Source organism: Kitasatospora sp. NPDC090091 (assembly GCF_044747365.1).
In the GTDB taxonomy this organism is placed as follows: domain Bacteria; phylum Actinomycetota; class Actinomycetes; order Streptomycetales; family Streptomycetaceae; genus Kitasatospora.
Genome location: NZ_JBIVDY010000014.1, coordinates 1 through 20,209 on the forward strand (window position 1 = coordinate 1; position 20,209 = coordinate 20,209).

Genomic DNA, 20,209 nt, shown 5'->3' on the forward strand with positions numbered 1-20,209 from the left:
AACGACGTCGCGAAGTACTTCGCGATCATCCCGGCGATGTTCGCGGCGGTCTACCCGGGCCTGGACAAGCTCAACATCATGCACCTGCACAGCCCGCAGTCCGCGATCACCTCGGCGATCGTCTTCAACGCCCTGGTCATCGTCGGCCTCATCCCGCTCGCCCTGCGCGGGGTGAAGTACCGCCCGTCCGACGCCGGTTCGCTTCTGCGCCGCAACATCGGGATCTACGGCTTCGGCGGTCTGGTCGTCCCCTTCGTCGGGATCAAGGCGATCGACCTGGTCGTCCAGTTCATCCCCGGTCTGAGCTGAGAGAGGAGTACCCGGAATGTCCAAGCCCCTGCCCACCCTCCTGCGCACGCACTTCAGCGCACTGCGGATGCTGCTGGTGATGACGGTGATCCTCGGGATCGCCTACCCGCTGCTGGTCACCGGCATCTCCCAGGCCGCCTTCGGCCAGAAGGCCAACGGCTCGATCGTGAAGACCGCCGACGGCAAGGAGATCGGCTCCGGCCTGCTGGGCCAGAACTACAACCTGCCCAAGCAGAACCCGGAGGACGAGAACGAGCAGGCCCGGCCGGACCCGAAGTGGTTCCAGCCCCGACCCTCGGCCAACGACTACGACGGCAAGGTCTCCGGCGCCTCCAACCTGGGCCCCAACAGCGAGGACCTGGCCAAGACGATCGACGAGCGCCGGCAGGTGGTCGCCGCCTTCGACGGCGTCGACCCGGCCAGCGTCCCGGTGGACGCGGTCACCGCCTCCGGCTCGTCGCTGGACCCGCAGATCTCGGTCGCCTACGCCAAGGAGCAGGTCGACCGGGTCGCCAAGGCCCGGAACCTCTCGCCCGAGCAGCTGAACAAGCTGGTCGAGCAGCACACCGAGGGCCGCCCGCTCGGCTTCCTCGGCCAGGAGGGCGTGAACGTCGTCCTGCTCAACACCGCGCTGGCGGAACAGAAGTGACGGATTCCCCGGCGGATCCGTGAGACCGGGCCGACCCGGGCAAGGGGCACCGCCCCGCGCCCGGGTCGGCCGCCGCACGTCCCGACCCCCGCCCCGAAGACGAAAGAGCAGCGTCCATGGCCCGCGACCTCGCCCCCGGCAGCGGCCCCCGCCGCGGCCGGCTGAGGGTGTACCTCGGCTCCGCCCCCGGTGTCGGCAAGACCTACCGGATGCTGGACGAGGCCCGCCGCAGACAGGAGCGCGGCGCGGACGTCGTGGTCGGCTACATCGAGTGCCACGGCCGCCGCCGCACCGAGGGCATGCTCACCGGCCTGGAGCTCCTGCCACGCGTCCAACGCTCCTACCGTGATTCGGACTTCGAGGAGATGGACCTCGACGCGGTCGTCGCACGGAAGCCGTCCGTCGTCCTGGTGGACGAGCTCGCCCACACCAACATCCCCGGCGGCCGCCACGCCAAGCGCTGGCAGGACGTCGAGGAGCTGCTGGCCGCCGGCATCGACGTCATCACCACCGTCAACGTCCAGCACCTGGAATCGCTGAACGACGTCGTCGAGAAGATCACCGGCATTCCCCAGCGCGAGACCGTCCCGGACGAGGTGGTCCGCCGGGCCGACCAGATCGAACTCGTCGACATGGCCCCCCAGGCGCTGCGCCGCCGGATGGCCCACGGCAACATCTACCGGGCGGAGAAGGTGGACGCCGCGCTCTCCAACTACTTCCGGGTCGGCAACCTGACGGCCCTGCGCGAGCTCGCCCTGCTCTGGGTGGCCGGGCGGGTCGACGAGGGGCTGCGCGACTACCGGGCCAGCCACAACATCGACCGCGTCTGGGAGACCAGGGAACGCGTCGTGGTCGCCCTCACCGGCGGCCCCGAGGGCGAGACGCTGATCCGGCGCGCCGCCCGGATCGCCGACCGCACCGCCGGCGGCGACCTGCTCGCCGTCCACGTCACCCGCAGCGACGGCCTGGCCGGCGCCTCCTCCGGCGCACTCGCCCAGCAGCGGCAGCTGGTGGAGACCCTCGGCGGCAGCTACCACGTGATGGTCGGCGACGACATCCCCACCGCACTGCTCGCCTTCGCCCGCGCCCACGACGCCACCCAGCTGGTGCTCGGCACCAGCCGCCGCGGCCGGCTCAACCGCTTCCTCACCGGCCCCGGCAACGGCCAGACCACCGTCGACGCCTCCGAGGACATCGACGTCCACATGGTCACCCACGAGTTCACCGGCCGCGGCCGGCTGCCCTCGCTCGGCCGCCGCCACTCCAGGCGCCGCACCGCCGCCGGGTTCGCCTCCGGCCTGGCGGTGCCCTCCCTGCTCACCCTCGTCCTCTCCCAGTTCCACGGGACGGTCAACCTGACCACCGACGCGCTGATCTTCCAGCTCGGCGTCGTCGCGGTCGCCCTGCTCGGCGGCGCCACCTCGGCGCTGCTGGCCTCGCTGGTCGCCTCGGTGCTGCTCAACTACTTCTTCATCCCGCCCGTCCACACCCTGACCATCGGCGAGACCAACAACCTCGTCGCACTGATCGTCTTCGCCGCCGTCGCGCTGACCGTCTCCACCGTGGTCGACCACGCGAGCCGGCTCACCACCCGGGCCGCCCGGGCCACGGCCGAGGCCGAGACCCTCTCCACGCTGGCCGGCAGCGTGCTGCGCGGCGCGGATGCGCTGCCGGCCCTGCTGGAGAAGTCCCGCACCGCCTTCGGCATGGACTCCGTCGCCCTGCTGGAACGCACCGGCGGCGAGGTGCTGGCCGCCAGCGAGAGCGGGAACCGGCCCGAGCCCGGCCGGGCGGCGGAGGCCACCGAGGTCCCGGTCGGCCCCGACGCGGTGCTCGTCCTCACCGGCCGCCGGCTGCCCGCCGCGGACCAGCGCGTGCTGACCGCCTTCGCCGCCCACGTCGCCGCCGCCCTCGAACGCGACCGGCTCGCCGTGGTCGCCGCCGAGGTCGAGCCGATCAAGGCCGCCGACCGGATGCGCACCGCCCTGCTCGCCGCCGTCAGCCACGACCTGCGCACCCCGCTCGCCGCGGCCCTCGCCTCGGTCGGGTCGCTGCGCAGCCCCGACGTCGAGTTCTCGCCCGAGGACCAGGCCGAACTGCTGGCCACCGCCGACGAATCGCTGGTCAAACTCACCCGGCTGGTGGACAACCTGCTCGACATGAGCCGCCTCCAGGCCGGCGCGCTCACCCTGCACCTCGCCGAGACCCACCTCGACGAGATCCTGCCGCGCGCGCTGGACACCCTCCCCGACCCGTACGCACACGTGCAGCCGCTCGACCTCGACACCGCCCCGGCGGTCCTCGCCGACCCGCCGCTGCTGGAGCGCGTCCTGGCCAACGTCATCACCAACGCGCTGCGCCACAACGCGCCCGGCGCACCCGTCCTGGTCACCGCCAGCCACCACCTGGACCGGGTCGAGGTCCGGGTCGTCGACCGCGGCCCCGGCATCGCCCCCGAGGACCGCGATCGCGTCTTCCTCCCCTTCCAGCGCCTGGGCGACACCGACAACACCACCGGCGTCGGCCTCGGCCTTGCTCTCTCCCGTGGCCTCGCCGAGGCCATGGGCGGCAGCCTGGAGGTCGAGGACACACCCGGTGGCGGCACCACCATGCTGCTCACCCTGCCCGCCGCACACCCCGGGGGTTTTGCACATGAGTGAGATCCTGATCGTCGACGACGAACCGGCGCTGCTGCGCACCCTGCGGATCAACCTCAGCGCCCGCGCGTACGCCGTCCGGACGGCCGCCAGCGGCGGCGAGGCCCTGGACCGGGCCGCGCACACCGCGCCCGACGCCGTCCTGCTCGACCTCGGCCTGCCCGACCTGGACGGCCTGGAGGTCATCCGCGGCCTGCGCCGCCTCAGCGCCGTGCCGATCATCGTGCTCTCCGGCCGCTCCGACGCCACCGACAAGGTGACCGCGCTCGACGCCGGCGCCGACGACTACCTCACCAAACCCTTCCTGATGGAGGAACTGCTGGCCCGGCTGCGCGCTGTGCTGCGCCGGCTCCCGGGCGCGCCCGCCCCGGCCGCGCCGGTGATCGGCGACCACACCGTGGACCTCGCCGCCACCACCGTCACCGGCCCGCACGGACCGGTCCGGCTCACCCCCACCGAATGGCGGATCCTCGCGCTGCTGCTCGCCCACCCGGGCCGGCTGGTGCCCGGGCGGCAGATCCTGCGCGAGGTCTGGGGCCCCGCACAGGAGGGGCACGGCAACTACCTGCGGGTCTACCTGGCCGGGCTGCGGCGCAAGCTGGAGCGCGACCCGGCCCGCCCGCGCCACCTGATCACCGAACCCGGCATCGGCTACCGCTACGAGCCCTGAGCGGCGCACCCGTCAACGGGCCGTCAAGAGCCGCCCCGCGGGCGACAGGAGGGCGTCAAGAGCGGCCGGGGCGGGCCGTTCGCGGGCGTAGTGTCGGGGTCGAGAACAGCGGTCCCGCTCCGTGGGGGATGCCTGGGGCCGCTCGGCCGCTTCGGCGGTCAGTGGGTGGGGGAGGGGCGCGCGCCAGCACCGCGCGCCCCTTTCGCCCTACTCGCAGCAGGGCCGGCCGGGCTCAGCCCCCGCCCGTGCTCCCCGACTGCCGGGGCAGTGCCAGCGCCACCGTGTCCGCGAACTCCCGGACCGCACTGGTGCGGCTGACGACCCGTCCGCTGTGCACCACCAGGCGGCTGTGACCGCCCGCCAGCGCGCCCGCCAGGCTGTCCCCGCGCACCGCCAGCAGCTCCGCCGGGAAGCCGGCGTCCACCCGCACCGGCGGCAGCCCGAGCGCCGCCCGCGCCTGGTTGGCCACCGCGTCGTACGCCGCCTCCGGCTCCAGCACCCCGCCCGACGCCAGCAGGTACGCGGCCTCCAGCGGATCCGCCCGTCCGACCGGGTTGGCCGGGTCGCGCAGCGAGCCGCTGCCCGCCGCCAGCGGCACCCGGGCCGTCACCAGCTCGCGCAGCAGCCCCGGCCGCATCCCGGGGGCCCGGCCCTCCAGCCCGGTGCAGCAGCCGTTCTGCGGCAGGCAGACCACCCGGACACCACTGGTGGCCAGCACCGTCGAGGCCCCCGGGGCCAGCGCCCCGCACGGGCCGAGCACCACCCGGGGCCGCAGCGGCGCGAGCGCGCCGGCCAGCCGGGCCAGCTGCGCCGGGTCGGCGCCGGTGGTGTGCAGGTCCACCGGGCAGTCCGCCTCCCGGGCGGCGTCCAGCAGCACCTGGACGTACCCCGCCGGGTCCGGGTCCAGCTCTGGGCAGCCGCCGGCCGCCGTCGCCCCCAGCTTCAACGCGTCGCGCAGCTGCGCCCGGCCGTCCGCCCCGGCCCGGCCGGTCAGCAGCCTGGGCATCGCGACCGCCTGCAGCTCGGCCAGCCCGCGCAGCGCCTGCCGGGCGGTGAGCACCGCCTCCAGCCGGCCCAGCCCGTGCACGTCGCCGATCCGGACGTGGGTGCGCTGCGCGGTGGCGCCGTAGCCGAGCGAGGTCAGCGCGGCCTCGGTGACCCGCCGGGTGAGGTCGGCCGAGGTGTCCGGGGGCGGGGCGGGCAGTGCGGCGGCGAACGCGGTGTCGTAGTGGGCGTGCGCCTCGGCGGGGGCCGGCAGCAGCAGGTAGCCCTTGAGGTCGATCCGGGCGCCGGTGGTGGCGGTGGGGGTGCCGGGCAGGGCGGGCAGCGGGCCGAGGCTGCCTGCGGTGCCGACGGCCTGGATGCGGTCGCCGCTGATCCGGACGTCCACCACCCGGCCGTCGGCCAGCCGGGCGTCGGTGAGCAGCAGGACCGGGCCGTGCCCGAGGGGGTTGGCCGAGTGGCCGGGCCCGGAGTGCGGCCCGTCGGCGGCTGCGCTGTCCATCGCCCGGCTCCTCCTCGCGCTGGCCCGTACGGGGCCCGGCCCGTCCCGATCAATGAGCGTCGAGCCTATGGCGCACGGGCGCGGGCGGCGGGGAGGCGGGCAATAGTCGTATCGGGTCGGGCCGCACCGCCGGAGGCCGGTCGAACGCCAGGCCTTCGATCGCTCGTCCGTGCAGCCCGTCGACCTGCGGACTTCGCGGCGGGATACGGATTTCACCTCTGGGCGCGGAACGTGTAATGTCTTCCTCGTTCGCCCCTATAGCTCAGTCGGTAGAGCGTCTCCATGGTAAGGAGAAGGTCTGCGGTTCGATTCCGCATGGGGGCTCTGGTGAAATGGAGTCAGCTTCGGTTGGCCTCCGGCTCACTGTGGCGGTGTAGCTCAGTTGGTAGAGCAAGCGGCTCATAATCGCTGTGTCACCGGTTCAAGTCCGGTCACCGCTACCCCGCGTAGTCGGTCGGGAGATCGCACTCCCGGTCGGCTACTCTTGTTGTGTTCTTATTCATTGTCCAAGGAAGGCACTCCCGTGGCTGCCACCGACGTCCGCCCGAAGATCACGCTGGCCTGCGTGGAGTGCAAGGAGCGGAACTACATCACCAAGAAGAACCGGCGCAACGACCCGGACCGTCTTGAGATGAAGAAGCACTGCCCCCGCTGCAACTCGCACACCGCGCACCGCGAGACCCGCTGACCCTGTCGCGTGTCACCGGGCCTGTGTGATTCAGGTCTCCGACTCCGGGCCGCACCCCTCCAGGGTGTGGCCCGGAGTCTTTTTGTCACCCGCACACGCGTCACCCGCACGCACTTCCGAGGAGTTGCCCATGGCGCTCGACCCCTCCTTCATCGGGCGGACCTACCCGCCCACCGAGCCGTACGAGGTCGGCCGGGAGAAGATCCGCGAGTTCGCGGTCGCCGTGGGCGACGCCAACCCGGCGTACACCGACCCGGAGGCCGCCAAGGCGCTGGGCCACTCCGACGTCATCGCCCCGCCGACCTTCCCGTTCGTCATCACGTACCGGGCGGCCGGCCAGGTGGTCGAGGACCCGCAGCTGGGCCTGGACTACACCCGCGTGGTGCACGGTGACCAGAAGTTCAGCTACACCCGCCCGGTGCGGGCCGGCGACCGGCTCTCGGTCGAGGTGACCATCGACAACATCAAGTCGCTCGCCGGCAACGACGTGCTGACCGTGCGCGGCGAGGTGACCGACGCGAGCGGCGAGCACGTGGTGACGTCGGTCATGACCCTGGTGGCCCGGGCCGCCGACGAGGCAGGGGAGTAACGCCATGGCGATCCGCTACGACGAGACCGCGGTCGGCACCGAGCTGCCCGCGCAGTCCTTCCCGGTGACCCGCGCCACGCTGGTGCAGTACGCGGGCGCCTCCGGCGACTTCAACCCGATCCACTGGAACGAGAAGTTCGCCAAGGAGGTCGGCCTGCCGGACGTCATCGCCCACGGCATGTTCACCATGGCCGAGGCCGTCCGGGTGGTCACCGACTGGGTCGGCGACCCGGGCGCGGTGGTGGAGTACGGCGTGCGGTTCACCCGCCCGGTGCCGGTGCCCAACGACGGTGTCGGCTCCGTGATCGAGGTCACCGGCAAGGTGGCCAAGCTGCTGGAGGACCGCAAGGTCCAGGTCGACCTGGTGGCGACCTACGGCGGCCAGAAGGTGCTGGGCATGTCCCGCGCCGTCGTCCGCCTGGTCTGAAGACAGGCCCTGAGCGCCCGGACAACCCCTGGCGCGCCGGTGGGGGAGGGGCCGCCCGGCCCCTCCCCGTACGCTGGGGGCGTGCTGGTAGAACTCGACGCCCCCCTCGCCCCGCTGACCACCCTCCGGCTCGGCGGCCCGGCCCGCCGCCTGGTGACCGCGACCACCGACGACGAGGTGGTCGCCGCCGTCCGCGAGGCCGACGCGGCCGGCGAGCCGCTGCTCGTCCTCGGCGGCGGCTCCAACCTGGTGATCGGCGACGCCGGCTTCCCCGGCACCGTGCTGCGGATCGCCACCGAGGGCTTCGCCCTGGACGGCACCGTCCTGGAGCTGGCCGCCGGCGAGGTCTGGGCCGACGCGGTCACCCGCACGGTGGAGCACGGCCTGGCCGGCATCGAGTTCCTGGCCGGCATCCCGGGCTCGGCCGGCGCCACCCCGGTGCAGAACGTCGGCGCGTACGGCCAGGACGTGGCCCAGTCGATCACCGAGGTGGTCGCCTACGACCGCCGGGACGACCGGGTGGTCACCCTCTCCAACGCCGAGTGCGCCTTCTCCTACCGGCACAGCCGCTTCAAGGCCGACCCGGACCGCTACGTCGTCCTGCGGGTCCGCTTCGCGCTGGAGGACAACGCCGGGCTCTCCACCCCCGTCCGGTACGCCGAGACCGCCCGTCACCTGGGCGTCGAGCAGGGCGAGCCGGTCAAGCTGGCCGACGCCCACGGCGCCGTCCTGCGGTTGCGCTCGGGCAAGGGCATGGTGCTGGACCCGGCCGACCACGACACCTGGTCCGCCGGCTCCTTCTTCACCAACCCGGTGCTCAGCGCCGAGCAGTACGCCGCCTTCCTGGCCCTGACCGCCGGGCGCGAGCTCACCGCCCCCGCCTACCCGGCGCCGGACGGCTGCACCAAGACCTCGGCCGCCTGGCTGATCGACCGGGCGGGCTTCGGCAAGGGCTACGGCAGCGGCCCGGCCACCCTCTCCACCAAGCACACCCTGGCCCTCACCAACCGCGGCGCGGCCACCGCCGAGGACCTGCTCGCACTCGCCCGGGAGATCCGGGACGGGGTACGGGCGGCCTTCGGCGTGGAGCTGGTGAACGAGCCGGTGATGGTCGGCGTCACGCTGTAGCGGCGCCGTCCACCAGCCAGGCGTCGATGTCCGCCAGCAGTTCCTTGCGCACGCTCTCCGGCGCGCACGAGCCGCGGACCGACTGGCGGGCCAGCTCGGCCAGTTCGGCCTCGCCGAAGCCGAGCACGTCGCGGGCGAGCTCGTACTGGTCGGCCAGCCGGCTGCCGAAGAGCAGCGGGTCGTCGGCGCCCAGCGCCAGCGGCACGCCCGCGTCGAACAGCCGCCGCAGCGGCACCTCCTCGGCGTGCTCGTAGACGCCCAGCGAGACGTTGGAGGACGGGCAGACCTCGCAGGTCACCTGACGGTCGGCCAGCCGCTGCATCAGCCGCGGGTCCTCCGCGGCCCGCACGCCGTGGCCGATCCGGCCCGCGCCGAGGTCGTCCAGGCAGTCCCGGACGGACTCCGGGCCGGCCAGCTCGCCGCCGTGCGGGGCGGCCAGCAGGCCGCCCTTGCGGGCGATCTCGAAGGCCCGGTCGAAGTCCCGGGCGAGGCCGCGGCGCTCGTCGTTGGAGAGGCCGAAGCCCACCACGCCGTGGTCGGCGTAGCGGACGGCCAGCCGGGCCAGCGTCCGGGCGTCCATCGGGGACTTCATCCGGTTGGCCGCGACCAGCACCCGGATCCCGACGCCGGTGGCCGCGGAGGCGTGCTCCACCGCGTCCAGGATCAGCTCAAGGGCGGGGATCAGACCGCCCAGCCGCGGGGCGTACGAGGTCGGGTCGACCTGGATCTCCAGCCAGCGCGAGCCCTCCCGGCGCTCGTCCTCGGCGGTCTCCAGCACCAGCCGGCGGATGTCGGCCTCGTCCCGCAGCACCGAGCGGGCGGTGTCGTAGAGGCGCTGGAACCGGAACCAGCCGCGCTCGTCGGTCGCCCGCAGCTTGGGCGGCTCGCCGGAGCTGAGCGCTTCGGGCAGCCGGACGCCGTGCTTGTCGGCCAGTTCCAGCAGGGTGGCCGGGCGCATCGAGCCGGTGAAGTGCAGGTGCAGGTGGGCCTTGGGGAGGTCCCTGACGTCTCGCGGGTTCAACAGGCGTTCCATTCGCCGATCCTGCCGTATCCGGCCCCGATACGGGAACCGCCCCCTTCCCATCCCCCGAAGGGGTGAAAAGGGGGCGGCCGCCGGGTGTCGCCCGGAGGGCGGTCAGGCAGTGGCCTCGCCGAGCAGCTTCTGCATCCGGCTGACGCCCTCCACCAGGTCGGCGTCGCCCAGCGCGTACGACAGGCGCAGGTAGCCCGGGGTGCCGAAGGCCTCGCCCGGGACGACCGCGACCTCGGCCTCGTCCAGGATCAGCGCGGCCAGCTCGCCGGAGGTCTGCGGGCGCTTGCCGCGGATCTCCTTGCCGAGCAGGGCCTTGACCGACGGGTAGACGTAGAAGGCGCCCTCGGGCTCGGGGCAGACGACGCCCTCGATCTCGTTGAGCATCTTCACGACGGTCCGGCGGCGGCGGTCGAACGCGGTGCGCATCTCGTGCACGGCGGAGAGGTCGCCGGTGACGGCGGCGATCGCGGCGCGCTGCGCGACGTTGGAGACGTTCGAGGTGGCGTGCGACTGCAGGTTGGTCGCGGCCTTGACGACGTCCTTGGGGCCGATCACCCAGCCCACCCGCCAGCCGGTCATCGCGTAGGTCTTGGCGACGCCGTTGACCACGATGCACTTGTCGGCGAGCTCGGGCAGCAGGGCGGGCAGCGAGGTGAAGGACGCGTCGCCGTAGACCAGGTGCTCGTAGATCTCGTCGGTCAGCACCCAGAGGCCGTGCTCCAGCGCCCAGCGGCCGATCTCCTCGGCCTCCTCCCGGGTGTACACCGCGCCGGTCGGGTTGGACGGCGAGACGAAGAGGACGACCTTGGTGTTCTCGGTGCGGGCGGCCTCCAGCTGCTCGACCGAGACCTTGTAGCCGGTGGTCTCGTCCGACACGACCTCCACCGGCACGCCGCCGGCCAGCTGGATCGACTCCGGGTAGGTGGTCCAGTACGGCGCCGGGACGATGACCTCGTCGCCCGGGTCGAGGATCGCGGCGAAGGCCTCGTAGATCGCCTGCTTGCCGCCGTTGGTCACCAGGATCTGGGCGGGGTCCACCTCGTAGCCCGAGTCGCGCAGCGTCTTGGCGGCGATGGCGGCCTTCAGCTCGGGCAGGCCGCCGGCGGGGGTGTACCGGTGGTTCTTGGGGTCGCGGCAGGCCTCGACGGCGGCCTCGACGATGTAGTCCGGGGTCGGGAAGTCCGGCTCGCCGGCGCCGAAGCCGATCACCGGCCTGCCGGCCGCCTTGAGGGCCTTGGCCTTGGCGTCCACGGCGAGGGTCGCGGACTCGGCGATCGCACCGATCCGGGCGGAGACGCGCCGGTCGGCGGGGCGGACGGAACTGTCGGGCTGCGGGGTGGAAGCGCTCATGCCTGCATGGTCGCAGAACCGGGACGGACCGGGCGTGGTGGTTTCACCATATGTACGGGCCCGTCCGTATCGCGGCCGGAATTCGACCCGCTAGTCCGGGGCCGCGGTCCGGCCCGTGCCGCGGTCCGGACCGGCGGGGGAGGAACGGGGGGAAACCGCCCGGGACCGGCCGGGAAACGGAAGAGGTTCGACCAAACACCCCTCGACCACGTACACTCACTCCTCGACGGCCACCGAGAAGCCACAGCTTCCACCACCTGTGCATACAGCGGCGGAAGATGCGGTACGTTGGTGGCCGCTACTGGAGCCGCGAGGCACCGTAGGGCAATAGCTCAATTGGTAGAGCACCGGTCTCCAAAACCGGCGGTTGGGGGTTCGAGTCCCTCTTGCCCTGCTGCTTGATCCGCATTCAGCCCGTTCGCTCCACAGAGCGAGCGGGCTTGATGCGGAGAGGGCACCGAACAGCACCGCTTAAGCCGGCCGCTCGTGCCCGATCGGGTACGCAGGTGATGATCGGCAGGACCCGGATTCAGGTGAGGACGAGTGACGGAGACCACGGGCTCCACCGCAACGCCTGAGAGCGGCAACCCCGAGGGTGCCGACGGCGCTGCCGAGACCACGCCTGGCGGCGAGTCGCGCCGCGACCGCAAGCGGGGCGAGAAGAAGTCCGGCAAGCGTGCCAAGAAGGGCGTGTTCGCCCGCCTCGCCCTCTTCTACCGCCAGATCATCGCCGAGCTGCGCAAGGTCGTCTGGCCCAGCCGGAACGAGCTGGTCAACTACACCACCGTCGTGGTCGTCTTCGTCGTCGTCGTGATGGCCTTCGTGGCCGGCCTCGACTACGGCTTCTCGAAGCTCAGCCTCTGGATCTTCGGCTGACCGAGCCGCACCACCTCCACCACAGCCTCCCGACCCGGGCCGATTCTTCGGCCCGGGTCGAGCTGTCGGCGCCGGACGTACGAGGCCGCTACCGTTGACTCGGTACTGTTGAAGTCTCCGAGGCATCCGTCGGCGCCCGCGTGAGCGAGCGGCGCCGGAGCGGTCCCGGAGCGCGCCACCTTCACCATCTCCAGGAAAGAAGCAGCCACCGTGTCTGAGTCCCCCCTGTACGACGCCGACGAGACCGTCCGCGAGGCGGATGTCGCCGCCGAGCTGGACGCGGCCGAGCTGGCTGACGACGCCGAGTCCGCCGAGCAGATCGTCGACGCCGCGGACAGCGACGAGGACGAGGCCGAGGCGTACGACGAGGCCGAGGCCGGCGAGCCCGCCGAGGAGGCCGCGCTGCACGTGGAGTCCGAGGAGGCCGTCGAGGAGCCCGAGGCCGAGGTCGTCGAGGAGCCCGAGGCCGAGGCCGTCGAGGAGGCCGTCGAGGTCGACCCGGTCGCCAAGTTCCGCGAGGACCTGCGCTTCATGCCCGGCGAGTGGTACGTGATCCACACCTACGCCGGCTACGAGAACCGGGTGAAGCAGAACCTGGAGCAGCGCGCGGTCTCCCTCAACGTGGAGGAGTACATCTTCCAGGCCGAGGTGCCCCAGGAGGAGGTCGTCCAGATCAAGAACGGCGACCGCAAGACCATCCGCCAGAACAAGCTCCCCGGCTACGTCCTGGTGCGCATGGACCTCACCCCGGAGTCCTGGGGCGTCGTGCGCAACACCCCCGGTGTCACCGGCTTCGTCGGCAACGCGTACGACCCGTACCCGCTGACCCTGGACGAGGTCGTCAAGATGCTCGCCCCGGACGTCGAGCGCCAGGCGGCCAAGGAGGCCGGCAAGGCCTCGCCGGTGCGCCCGGTCGAGGTCCAGGTGCTCGACTTCGAGGTCGGCGACTCGGTCACCGTCACCGACGGCCCCTTCGCCACCCTGCAGGCGACCATCAACGAGATCAACCCCGACTCGAAGAAGGTCAAGGGCCTGGTCGAGATCTTCGGCCGGGAGACCCCGGTCGAGCTCTCCTTCGACCAGATCCAGAAGAACTAGTCGTCACGTTCTCCGGCTTTCGGGGCGGGGGCTGCGGCCCCCGCCCCGAAAGCCGTTTTGGTCCAGCGGCGCATCCGCGTTAGCCTGGTCCGATGTGTGTGCTGGCGACCGGGTGTCGCCCCGGTTCGGCACACACCAGCAATCACCTCTCGGAAGGACCCGGAGAGACATGCCTCCCAAGAAGAAGAAGGTCACGGGGCTTATCAAGCTCCAGATCAACGCCGGTGCGGCCAACCCGGCGCCGCCGGTCGGCCCCGCGCTGGGTCAGCACGGCGTCAACATCATGGAGTTCTGCAAGGCCTACAACGCTGCGACCGAGTCGCAGCGCGGCATGATCGTGCCGGTGGAGATCACGGTCTACGAGGACCGCACCTTCACCTTCATCACGAAGACGCCGCCGGCCGCGCGCCTCATCCTGAAGGCCGCGGGCATCGACAAGGGCTCCAGCGAGCCGCACAAGACCAAGGTCGCGAAGCTCACCAGCGCCCAGGTCCGCGAGATCGCCACCACCAAGATGCCCGACCTGAACGCCAACGACCTGGACGCGGCGGCGAAGATCATCGCCGGCACCGCCCGGTCGATGGGCATCACCGTCGAGGGCTGAGTCCCGTCCCGCCAGGGACTGACGGCTCAGTCCCGCCCCCCGTGGTAGGGCCTGCGCAGGCCCGAGGCACCACAACTCCCATCACCATTCAGGAGCAGCAGTGAAGCGCAGCAAGGCTCTGAAGGCCGCGGACGCTCAGGTCGACCGCCAGCGCCTTTACGCCCCCCTCGAGGCCATCCGCCTCGCCAAGGCGACCAGCACCACCAAGTTCGACGGCACCGTCGAGGTCGCCATGCGTCTGGGCGTCGACCCGCGCAAGGCCGACCAGATGGTCCGCAGCACCGTGATCCTCCCGCACGGCACCGGTAAGACCGCTCGGGTCCTGGTCTTCGCGACCGGCGAGCGTGCCGAGGCCGCGCGTGCTGCGGGTGCCGACATCGTCGGTGCCGACGAGCTCATCGACGAGGTCGCCAAGGGCAAGCTGGACTTCGACGCCGTCGTCGCCACCCCGGACCTCATGGGCAAGGTCGGCCGCCTCGGCCGCGTGCTCGGTCCCCGTGGTCTGATGCCGAACCCGAAGACCGGCACCGTCACCCCCGATGTCGCCAAGGCTGTCAACGACATCAAGGGCGGCAAGATCGAGTTCCGCGTCGACAAGCACTCGAACCTGCACTTCATCATCGGTAAGGTCTCCTTCACCGACGAGCAGCTGGTCGAGAACTACGCCGCCGCGCTGGACGAGGTGCTCCGCGCCAAGCCGTCCGCCGCCAAGGGCCGCTACATCAAGAAGACCGCGGTCTCCACCACCATCGGCCCCGGCATCCCGGTGGACCCGAACCGCACCCGCAACCTCCTGGTCGAGGAGGACCCGGCCGCCGTCTGAGCCGTGCGCTCCGACCGGTAGCCGCGTCCTGGGCGCAGCAGTAGACCGTACGGCGGGCCCGTACCCCCTTCTTCGGGGGTGCGGGCCCGCTGTCGTGTCCGGGGGCGGTCCGCCGGTGGCGGTGGCGGAGGCGGGTGCCGCGGGTGGGTTGTGTCCGGATCGAGACCGGCGCGGGGGTCGAGCGGTGCGCCGCGCGTCGTACGCTCGGCCGGTCCGACGATATGACCGGACCTTCGCCCGCGAGCCGACCGCCGGAGTGTGCAGTGCCGCCCGCCCTTCGCCCCGCCGCCCAGGGGGCCGCCCTGCTGCTGCTCGCCGGCGCCCTGACCGCCTGCAGTCTGATGGCCGTCTCGGGGGACCGCACCCCGGACGGCGGCGCCGCGACCGTCCGGCCGCCCAAGCAGGTGCTGCTCTCGGCCGCGCAGGCCCTGGACGACGTGGGCGGCGCGCGGATCGAGGCGGTGGAGGAGGGTCCGGACGGGCGCCGCACCGCCTCCGGCACGGTGTCCTGGGGAGCCCGGGACGACGCCGAGCTGGCCCTCACCGACGAGCGGGGCAGCGGCCGGCTGCGGGTCCAGGACGGCACCCTCGACCTCGGGTACGACGGTGCCCCGGCCCGGCGCGCGGAGCGGGCCGCGGCCGAGTCGCTCGACCCGCGCGGCAACGGCGGCGGGTACGCGGGCGGCTGGTTCACCGGGCTGGTCACCAACCCGGGCGGCCGCGCCCACGCCATGGCACTGGCCGGCAAGCTCACCTCGCTCGGTGGCGAGCAGCTGGCCGGCACCACCGTGGCGCACTACCGGGGCTCGGCCTCGGTCGCCGAGTTCTTCGCCGCCGACGAGGGGATCGGCGAGGCGCGGCTCGCCGCGGTGCTGGTGTACTACCGCGAGCGCGGGGTCACCACCATCGGCTACGACTTCTGGGTCGCGCCCGGCGACCACCTGCTCAGGCTCCGGGCCAGCGCCCAGGGCAGTGCGGGAACCGTGGTCACCACGACGGACGTCTCGGAGACGGGGACAGCCCCGGAGGGCCCGGCCGCGGCGGGGTGATCCGGCCGGGGATATCCGGTGGGGAGCGGACTCGGCGATTGGTTAGAGTCTGCTGGGAACGACCCGGGACCGGGTCGCAACGGGGGGATCTGCTCATGCGCGCTCTGCGGCTCGGTGCCGTCGTCTTCACGTCCGCCGCCCTGGTCGCCACCCTGGCGGCCTGCGGCAGCAGCGCCAAGTCGGACGCCAAGACGGACCCGAAGTCCGCGGCCGACGCGATCGCGGGCCAGGTGGCCGACCTCGACCCCAAGGCGGCGCTGGCCGCCTCGGCCCTGGTGATGCAGAAGGCCGGCAACGGCAGCATCACCGTGGTCACGCCCGAGGACACCGCCACCGGCGCCGCAGACTGGCGCCAGAAGCTCGCGGTCGACCTGGCCGGCCAGGGGAGCGGCGGCACCAAGGCCCGCGTCATCGGCGAGGACCTCTACCTCGGCGGCGGCCCCGCGACGGCCGCCCTGGGCGGCCGGCACTGGGCCAAGGCCGACCCCAAGGACCCGCTCCTCGGACCGACGGCCGGGGTTCTCCTGACCACGGCGCAGATGGTCAACCCGGTCCTGCAGCTGACCGTGGCGGCCCAGGCCGGCAAGCCGGCCAAGGTCGGACCGGAGACCGTCGACGGGGTCCAGACCACGCACTTCCACGCGGTCGAGGACACCGCAAAGCTCGTCGAGGGCCTGGGTGCGCTCAGCGCCGACCAGCGCGCCGCCGTGCAGAAGTCGCTCGACGAGGACGGCAAGACGCTGACCGTCGACCTCTGGATCAACGCCAAGCAGGAGCTCGTGCAGCTCAAGGAGTACGGCGACAAGGGCGGCGAGAAGTCGACCGTCACGGTCAAGTACTCCGGCCTGGGCGCCGCTCCCAAGATCGAGGCACCCGCCGCGAGCGACGTGGGCAAGACGGCCGACCTCGCCAAGCTCTTCAACTGAGCCCACCGGGCCGACCTCTTCAACTGAGCCCACGGGGCTCGTCTTTCACCGGCTTCCGCTCCGGGCACACCGTGCGCCCGGGAGCTCCTCGGAGGGGGAATCATGGCTGCAACCACCACCCGCAACACCGCCGTGGCCGTCGTGCTGGCCGCACTGGCCCTGACCGCGACCGCCTGCAACGGCGACGACAAGAGCGGCAACGCCGCGCCCGCCGCGCCGACCTCGGCCGCCGCGCAGCCGACCACGGCCACCCCGGCCGCGCCCACCCCGACCGCCGAGCCGACCAAGGAGGCCCCGGTCAAGCTGACCCCGGCGGCCTACCTGAAGCTCGTCACCGAGAAGACCGGCGCGCAGACCTCCGCGAAGATCACCGAGGAGATCAGCGTCGGCGGTGGCAGGATCACGGCCACCGGGGCCGTCTCCTGGGCCGCCGGCCTCCAGGGCGAGCTGCAGATGGACATGTCGGCGACGCCGGCCGGCAAGCAGCTCTCCGGGCTCACCGGCGGCTCGACCCTCACCGCCCGGTACCTCAAGGACGGGATGTACATGCGGGTGGGCGGCCAGGCCGTCCAGGAGCTCGGCGGCAAGCACTGGCTGCACTACAGCTACGAGGACCTCGGCAAGGCCCAGGGCGGGGTCGGCGCCAACCAGTTGAAGAGCGCGGACCCGGTCGAGGGCGTGCGGACCCTGATCGCCTCGGGCAAGGTCAGCGAGGCCGGCAAGGAGACCGTCGGCGGCAAGCAGACCACCCACTACACCGGCGAGCTGACCGTCGCCGACCTGGCCGCCGCCGCGGGCGGCAGCGGGCTGACCGACGAGCAGCTCGCCCAGGTGAAGAAGAACCTCAATGCCGCCGGGGTCACCAGCGAGACGGTCGACGTCTGGGTCGACGCGGACAACCTGGTGGTGAAGCGGTCCGAGGCGGCCGACACCAAGGCCGGCCCGTTCAAGGTCACCGTCACCTACTCGGACTACGGCACCAAGGTCGCCACCACGGCGCCGGACCCGTCCGACGTCGCCGAGTTGGCGGACATCGCCGGGGCGGCCAAGGGGGGCACCGCGAGCTGACCGGCCCGCTGGTGGCATGGTGGCTCGCAGGGACGCGACCGCGCGGGACGGCCGGTCGGTGACGGAACGGAACGGGAGACGGGCATGGCGGTGCGGCGGCGGCTGGCGGCCGGGACGGCCGCGGTGCTGCTGGCGGGCGGCCTGACGGCGTGCGGGAGCGGCGGTGCGGCCGCGCCGACGCCCTCGCGCACACCGACGCCGACCAGCGCCTCCCCGACCGGCCCGGCCAAGCCGACCGACCGCTCCCCGCACGGCGTCCTGCTGTCGGCCCAGCTCAACGCCCAGACCGCCCGCCGGGCCAAGGTCAACTACCGGCTGGGGTCGGACGCCGGCACCGGCCCGCTGTTCTGGCTGCCGAAGACGGCGCTCCAGGTCAAGCGCACCACCCCGGCCGAGGCCGAGCAGCTGATCGTCGTCGACACCGTGGCCTACCAGGGCGGCGACGCGGCCGCCACGGCCCGGCTCGGCGGGCGGCACTGGGAGCGGTTCTCCGTCCCGCCGGGGCCGGACGGCCACAAGGAGATCCCGTACGCCGGGCTGATCGACCTGCTCAACCCGGCCGAGGCGCTGGCCGCCGCCACCGCGGACGGGGTGGAGGCGCAGTTCGTCGGCGAGGAGAAGTCCGAGGACGCGACCGTCGCGCACTACCGGGTCACCACCGACGCCGAGCGGTACGCGGCGGCGCAGACCCAGCTGAGCCCGGCCCGGCGGGACGGGCTGCGCGCCGCGCTGACCCCGGGCGGCTCGGTCTCGCTGACCCTGGACCTCTGGCTGAACGACAAGGACCAGCTGGTGAAGCTGCAGCGCACCGGCACCGGGGAGATCGGCCGGGCGGACGACACGGTGGTCTACACGGAGTTCGCCGGCCCCCTCTCGGTGCAGGCCCCGGCCGAGGGGGACACCGTGGACGCCGGCACCCGCAGCGTCTCCCCGCTGGCCCGCTGACCCTGCCCGCCGACCGGCGGCAGGGTCTCCGAGGCGGCCCCGCGGCGCCCCTCCGGCGGCCCCGCGACGGGCGATTTGCCCCGGACGGCGGAGTCCGGCTACTGTTGCCGAAGCCAAAGACCGCTGGTTGTCGCCGTCCGTCCGCAAGGACGTTCGCGGCCGAAGGATCTGCGATTAGTCGCAGTCAGCCCGCGCAGGACTGTTTGGAGCTTGGACTTCCGGGTCGTGTGTGTCCGCACACGGGACCTGTCGAGGTCGTGCTGAGCCCCGTGCGCCTGCGCACCGGGGCTCATCTGCTTTTCCGCAGGGGCTTTCCTTCCGTCCGGTGGTCCGCGGCGCGAATGGTCGACTCTCGCGGTCGGCCGGACTTCGACATCACGGAAGGAGGCGTAAGCCTATGGCTAGGCCCGACAAGGCTGCTGCCGTCGCCGAGATCACGGAGATGTTCCGTGGCTCGAACGCGGCCGTACTGACCGAGTACCGCGGTCTGACGGTGAAGCAGGTCAAGACCCTGCGTCGCTCGCTGGGTGACAACGCCCAGTACGCCGTGGTGAAGAACACGCTGACCAAGATCGCGGCCAACGAGGTCGGGATCACGGAGCTCGACGACCTGTTCGCCGGTCCGACGGCTGTTGCCTTCGTCACCGGTGACCCGGTGGAGTCGGCGAAGGCTCTGCGTGACTTCGCCAAGGAGAACCCCGCTCTCGTCATCAAGGGCGGTGTTCTTGATGGCAAGGCACTGTCCGCCGATGACATCAAGAAGCTCGCGGACCTTGAGTCCCGCGAGGTGCTGCTCGCCAAGCTGGCGGGTGCCCTGAAGGCCAAGCAGTCCCAGGCTGCCGCGCTCTTCCAGGCCCTGCCGTCGAAGCTCGTCCGCACTGTGGACGCGCTGCGCGACAAGGTCGAGCAGGGCGGTGCCGGTACGCCGGCTCCCGCCGCCGAGGACGAGGCCGCGGAGTAATTCCGCAGGCTCACGCCTCGCTGCGGGCCCGTGCCCGCCCAACCCGTACATACGGCACCACCTGCCGATTTAGTGGAAGGACGCCATCATGGCGAAGCTGTCCCAGGACGAGCTGCTCGCGCAGTTCGAGGAGCTCACCCTCATCGAGCTCGCCGCCTTCGTGAAGGCCTTCGAGGAGAAGTTCGACGTCACCGCCGCCGCCCCGGTCGCCGTCGCCGCCGTCGGTGGCCCGGCCGCCCCGGCCGAGGCCGCTGAGGAGCAGGACGAGTTCGACGTCATCCTCGAGTCCGCCGGCGACAAGAAGATCCAGGTCATCAAGGAGGTGCGCACCCTGACCTCCCTCGGCCTGAAGGAGGCCAAGGACCTCGTTGACACCGCTGGTGCCAAGGTCCTGGAGAAGGTTGCCAAGGACGTTGCCGAGAAGGCCAAGGCCGCCCTCGAGGGTGCCGGCGCCAAGGTCACCGTCAAGTGACTCTCCCCCGGCCCCAGCGGCCGGGAGGTGCCCCACGCCCCCTCTGAGGGGGCCGGAGCTCCGAGGCCGGGCCGATCACCCTTGCGGGTGGTCGGCCCGGCCTTTTCGCGCTCCCGGCCCGGGGGCGGGCCGGGCGGCCGAACCACCGGTCTGGCCGACAGTGCACTCGGCACTGTCGGTGCGGGCGGGTATGGTGATCGCTGTCGTCGGCAGTGGCCCCGACCACGGCTTCTGTAACGCCGGGCAGGTCCGCAGCGATAGACGTGTCGAGGCCCGCGCCGGAGGCGGGCCCTTGACGAACCAGGCGCGGCGCGCGATTCTCAAGGCGCGAGTCCGCCCCGGTTGGTCCACCGCTGGATGCATAACCAGTGGCTCCGGCGGGA

At 72.4% G+C, this 20,209-nt stretch carries 20 protein-coding genes, 3 tRNA genes and 1 pseudogene; 21 read left to right on the top strand and 3 right to left on the bottom strand.

Going from position 1 to position 20,209, the window contains the following annotated elements; all coding sequences use genetic code 11:
• The 4 genes and pseudogenes from ACIPSC_RS23920 to ACIPSC_RS23935 form a co-directional block, all read left to right on the top strand.
• Positions 1-309, top strand: a pseudogene (locus ACIPSC_RS23920) (potassium-transporting ATPase subunit B); the annotation flags it as partial.
• A gap of 16 nt (positions 310-325) precedes the next feature.
• Positions 326-958, top strand: a complete 633-nt coding sequence (gene kdpC, locus ACIPSC_RS23925) for a K(+)-transporting ATPase subunit C (protein WP_400828134.1) — start codon at positions 326-328, stop codon at positions 956-958.
• A 116-nt stretch (positions 959-1,074) separates the two neighbouring features.
• A complete protein-coding gene (locus ACIPSC_RS23930; protein WP_400828135.1) occupies positions 1,075-3,618 on the top strand; it encodes an ATP-binding protein in 2,544 nt (847 codons plus the stop codon).
• Positions 3,611-4,285, top strand: a complete 675-nt coding sequence (locus ACIPSC_RS23935) for a response regulator (RefSeq protein ID WP_400828136.1) — start codon at positions 3,611-3,613, stop codon at positions 4,283-4,285. The genes ACIPSC_RS23930 and ACIPSC_RS23935 overlap by 8 nt, the downstream gene beginning before the upstream one ends.
• Before the next feature lie 232 nt (positions 4,286-4,517).
• Here the strand turns inward: ACIPSC_RS23935 and ACIPSC_RS23940 are convergent, their stop codons facing one another.
• Complete coding sequence (locus ACIPSC_RS23940) at positions 4,518-5,789, bottom strand: hydrolase (RefSeq protein ID WP_400828137.1); 1,272 nt, start codon at positions 5,787-5,789, stop codon at positions 4,518-4,520.
• 251 nt (positions 5,790-6,040) lie between these two features.
• Between ACIPSC_RS23940 and ACIPSC_RS23945 the strand changes: the two genes are divergently transcribed.
• The 6 genes from ACIPSC_RS23945 (at position 6,041) to ACIPSC_RS23970 (ending at position 8,621) form a co-directional block, all read left to right on the top strand.
• A tRNA-Thr gene (locus ACIPSC_RS23945) sits at positions 6,041-6,113 on the top strand.
• A gap of 43 nt (positions 6,114-6,156) precedes the next feature.
• Positions 6,157-6,229, top strand: a tRNA-Met gene (locus tag ACIPSC_RS23950).
• An 83-nt stretch (positions 6,230-6,312) separates the two neighbouring features.
• On the top strand, positions 6,313-6,477 hold the full coding sequence (gene rpmG / locus ACIPSC_RS23955) for a 50S ribosomal protein L33 (RefSeq protein WP_006604855.1): 165 nt from the start codon (positions 6,313-6,315) through the stop codon (positions 6,475-6,477).
• Positions 6,478-6,607: 130 nt separating this feature from the next.
• A complete protein-coding gene (locus ACIPSC_RS23960) occupies positions 6,608-7,066 on the top strand; it encodes a MaoC family dehydratase N-terminal domain-containing protein (RefSeq protein WP_313764221.1) in 459 nt (152 codons plus the stop codon).
• A gap of 4 nt (positions 7,067-7,070) precedes the next feature.
• Positions 7,071-7,493: a MaoC family dehydratase gene (locus ACIPSC_RS23965; RefSeq protein ID WP_400828138.1), complete on the top strand. Its 423-nt coding sequence runs from the start codon at positions 7,071-7,073 to the stop codon at positions 7,491-7,493.
• Positions 7,494-7,577: 84 nt separating this feature from the next.
• Positions 7,578-8,621, top strand: coding sequence for a UDP-N-acetylmuramate dehydrogenase (locus ACIPSC_RS23970; protein ID WP_400828303.1), 1,044 nt, complete (start codon positions 7,578-7,580; stop codon positions 8,619-8,621).
• Here ACIPSC_RS23970 and ACIPSC_RS23975 read toward each other — a convergent pair.
• Complete coding sequence (locus ACIPSC_RS23975) at positions 8,611-9,654, bottom strand: adenosine deaminase (protein ID WP_400828139.1); 1,044 nt, start codon at positions 9,652-9,654, stop codon at positions 8,611-8,613. The two genes, ACIPSC_RS23970 and ACIPSC_RS23975, sit on opposite strands and share 11 nt — an antisense overlap.
• A gap of 102 nt (positions 9,655-9,756) precedes the next feature.
• Positions 9,757-11,004, bottom strand: a complete 1,248-nt coding sequence (locus ACIPSC_RS23980; protein WP_400828140.1) for a pyridoxal phosphate-dependent aminotransferase — start codon at positions 11,002-11,004, stop codon at positions 9,757-9,759.
• 321 nt (positions 11,005-11,325) lie between these two features.
• On the opposite strand from ACIPSC_RS23980, the gene ACIPSC_RS23985 reads away from it, so the two are divergent.
• The 11 genes from ACIPSC_RS23985 (at position 11,326) to rplL (ending at position 19,826) form a co-directional block, all read left to right on the top strand.
• Positions 11,326-11,398: transfer RNA gene (locus ACIPSC_RS23985), tRNA-Trp, on the top strand.
• 149 nt (positions 11,399-11,547) lie between these two features.
• Positions 11,548-11,880 carry a preprotein translocase subunit SecE gene (secE, locus tag ACIPSC_RS23990; RefSeq protein WP_400828141.1) on the top strand — a complete coding sequence of 111 codons (333 nt, stop codon included), beginning with the start codon at positions 11,548-11,550 and terminating at the stop codon, positions 11,878-11,880.
• Positions 11,881-12,090: 210 nt separating this feature from the next.
• Positions 12,091-12,978 (top strand): transcription termination/antitermination protein NusG, encoded by an 888-nt coding sequence (nusG, locus tag ACIPSC_RS23995; RefSeq protein WP_400828142.1) that lies wholly within the window; start codon positions 12,091-12,093, stop codon positions 12,976-12,978.
• Positions 12,979-13,147: 169 nt separating this feature from the next.
• Complete coding sequence (gene rplK / locus ACIPSC_RS24000; RefSeq protein ID WP_313764215.1) at positions 13,148-13,582, top strand: 50S ribosomal protein L11; 435 nt, start codon at positions 13,148-13,150, stop codon at positions 13,580-13,582.
• Between the two features lie 100 nt (positions 13,583-13,682).
• Positions 13,683-14,405 carry a 50S ribosomal protein L1 gene (gene rplA, locus ACIPSC_RS24005; protein ID WP_238863788.1) on the top strand — a complete coding sequence of 241 codons (723 nt, stop codon included), beginning with the start codon at positions 13,683-13,685 and terminating at the stop codon, positions 14,403-14,405.
• A gap of 263 nt (positions 14,406-14,668) precedes the next feature.
• Complete coding sequence (locus ACIPSC_RS24010) at positions 14,669-15,454, top strand: hypothetical protein (RefSeq protein ID WP_400828143.1); 786 nt, start codon at positions 14,669-14,671, stop codon at positions 15,452-15,454.
• Positions 15,455-15,549: 95 nt separating this feature from the next.
• Entirely contained in the window at positions 15,550-16,380 is an 831-nt protein-coding gene (locus ACIPSC_RS24015) for a hypothetical protein (RefSeq protein WP_400828144.1), read from the top strand.
• Positions 16,381-16,482: 102 nt separating this feature from the next.
• Positions 16,483-17,448 carry a hypothetical protein gene (locus tag ACIPSC_RS24020; protein WP_400828145.1) on the top strand — a complete coding sequence of 322 codons (966 nt, stop codon included), beginning with the start codon at positions 16,483-16,485 and terminating at the stop codon, positions 17,446-17,448.
• Between the two features lie 84 nt (positions 17,449-17,532).
• Positions 17,533-18,393 carry a hypothetical protein gene (locus ACIPSC_RS24025; protein WP_400828146.1) on the top strand — a complete coding sequence of 287 codons (861 nt, stop codon included), beginning with the start codon at positions 17,533-17,535 and terminating at the stop codon, positions 18,391-18,393.
• 397 nt (positions 18,394-18,790) lie between these two features.
• Positions 18,791-19,354, top strand: coding sequence for a 50S ribosomal protein L10 (gene rplJ / locus ACIPSC_RS24030; protein WP_238863793.1), 564 nt, complete (start codon positions 18,791-18,793; stop codon positions 19,352-19,354).
• An 88-nt stretch (positions 19,355-19,442) separates the two neighbouring features.
• Positions 19,443-19,826 (top strand): 50S ribosomal protein L7/L12, encoded by a 384-nt coding sequence (rplL, locus tag ACIPSC_RS24035; RefSeq protein ID WP_400828147.1) that lies wholly within the window; start codon positions 19,443-19,445, stop codon positions 19,824-19,826.
• Positions 19,827-20,209 lie beyond the last annotated feature (383 nt).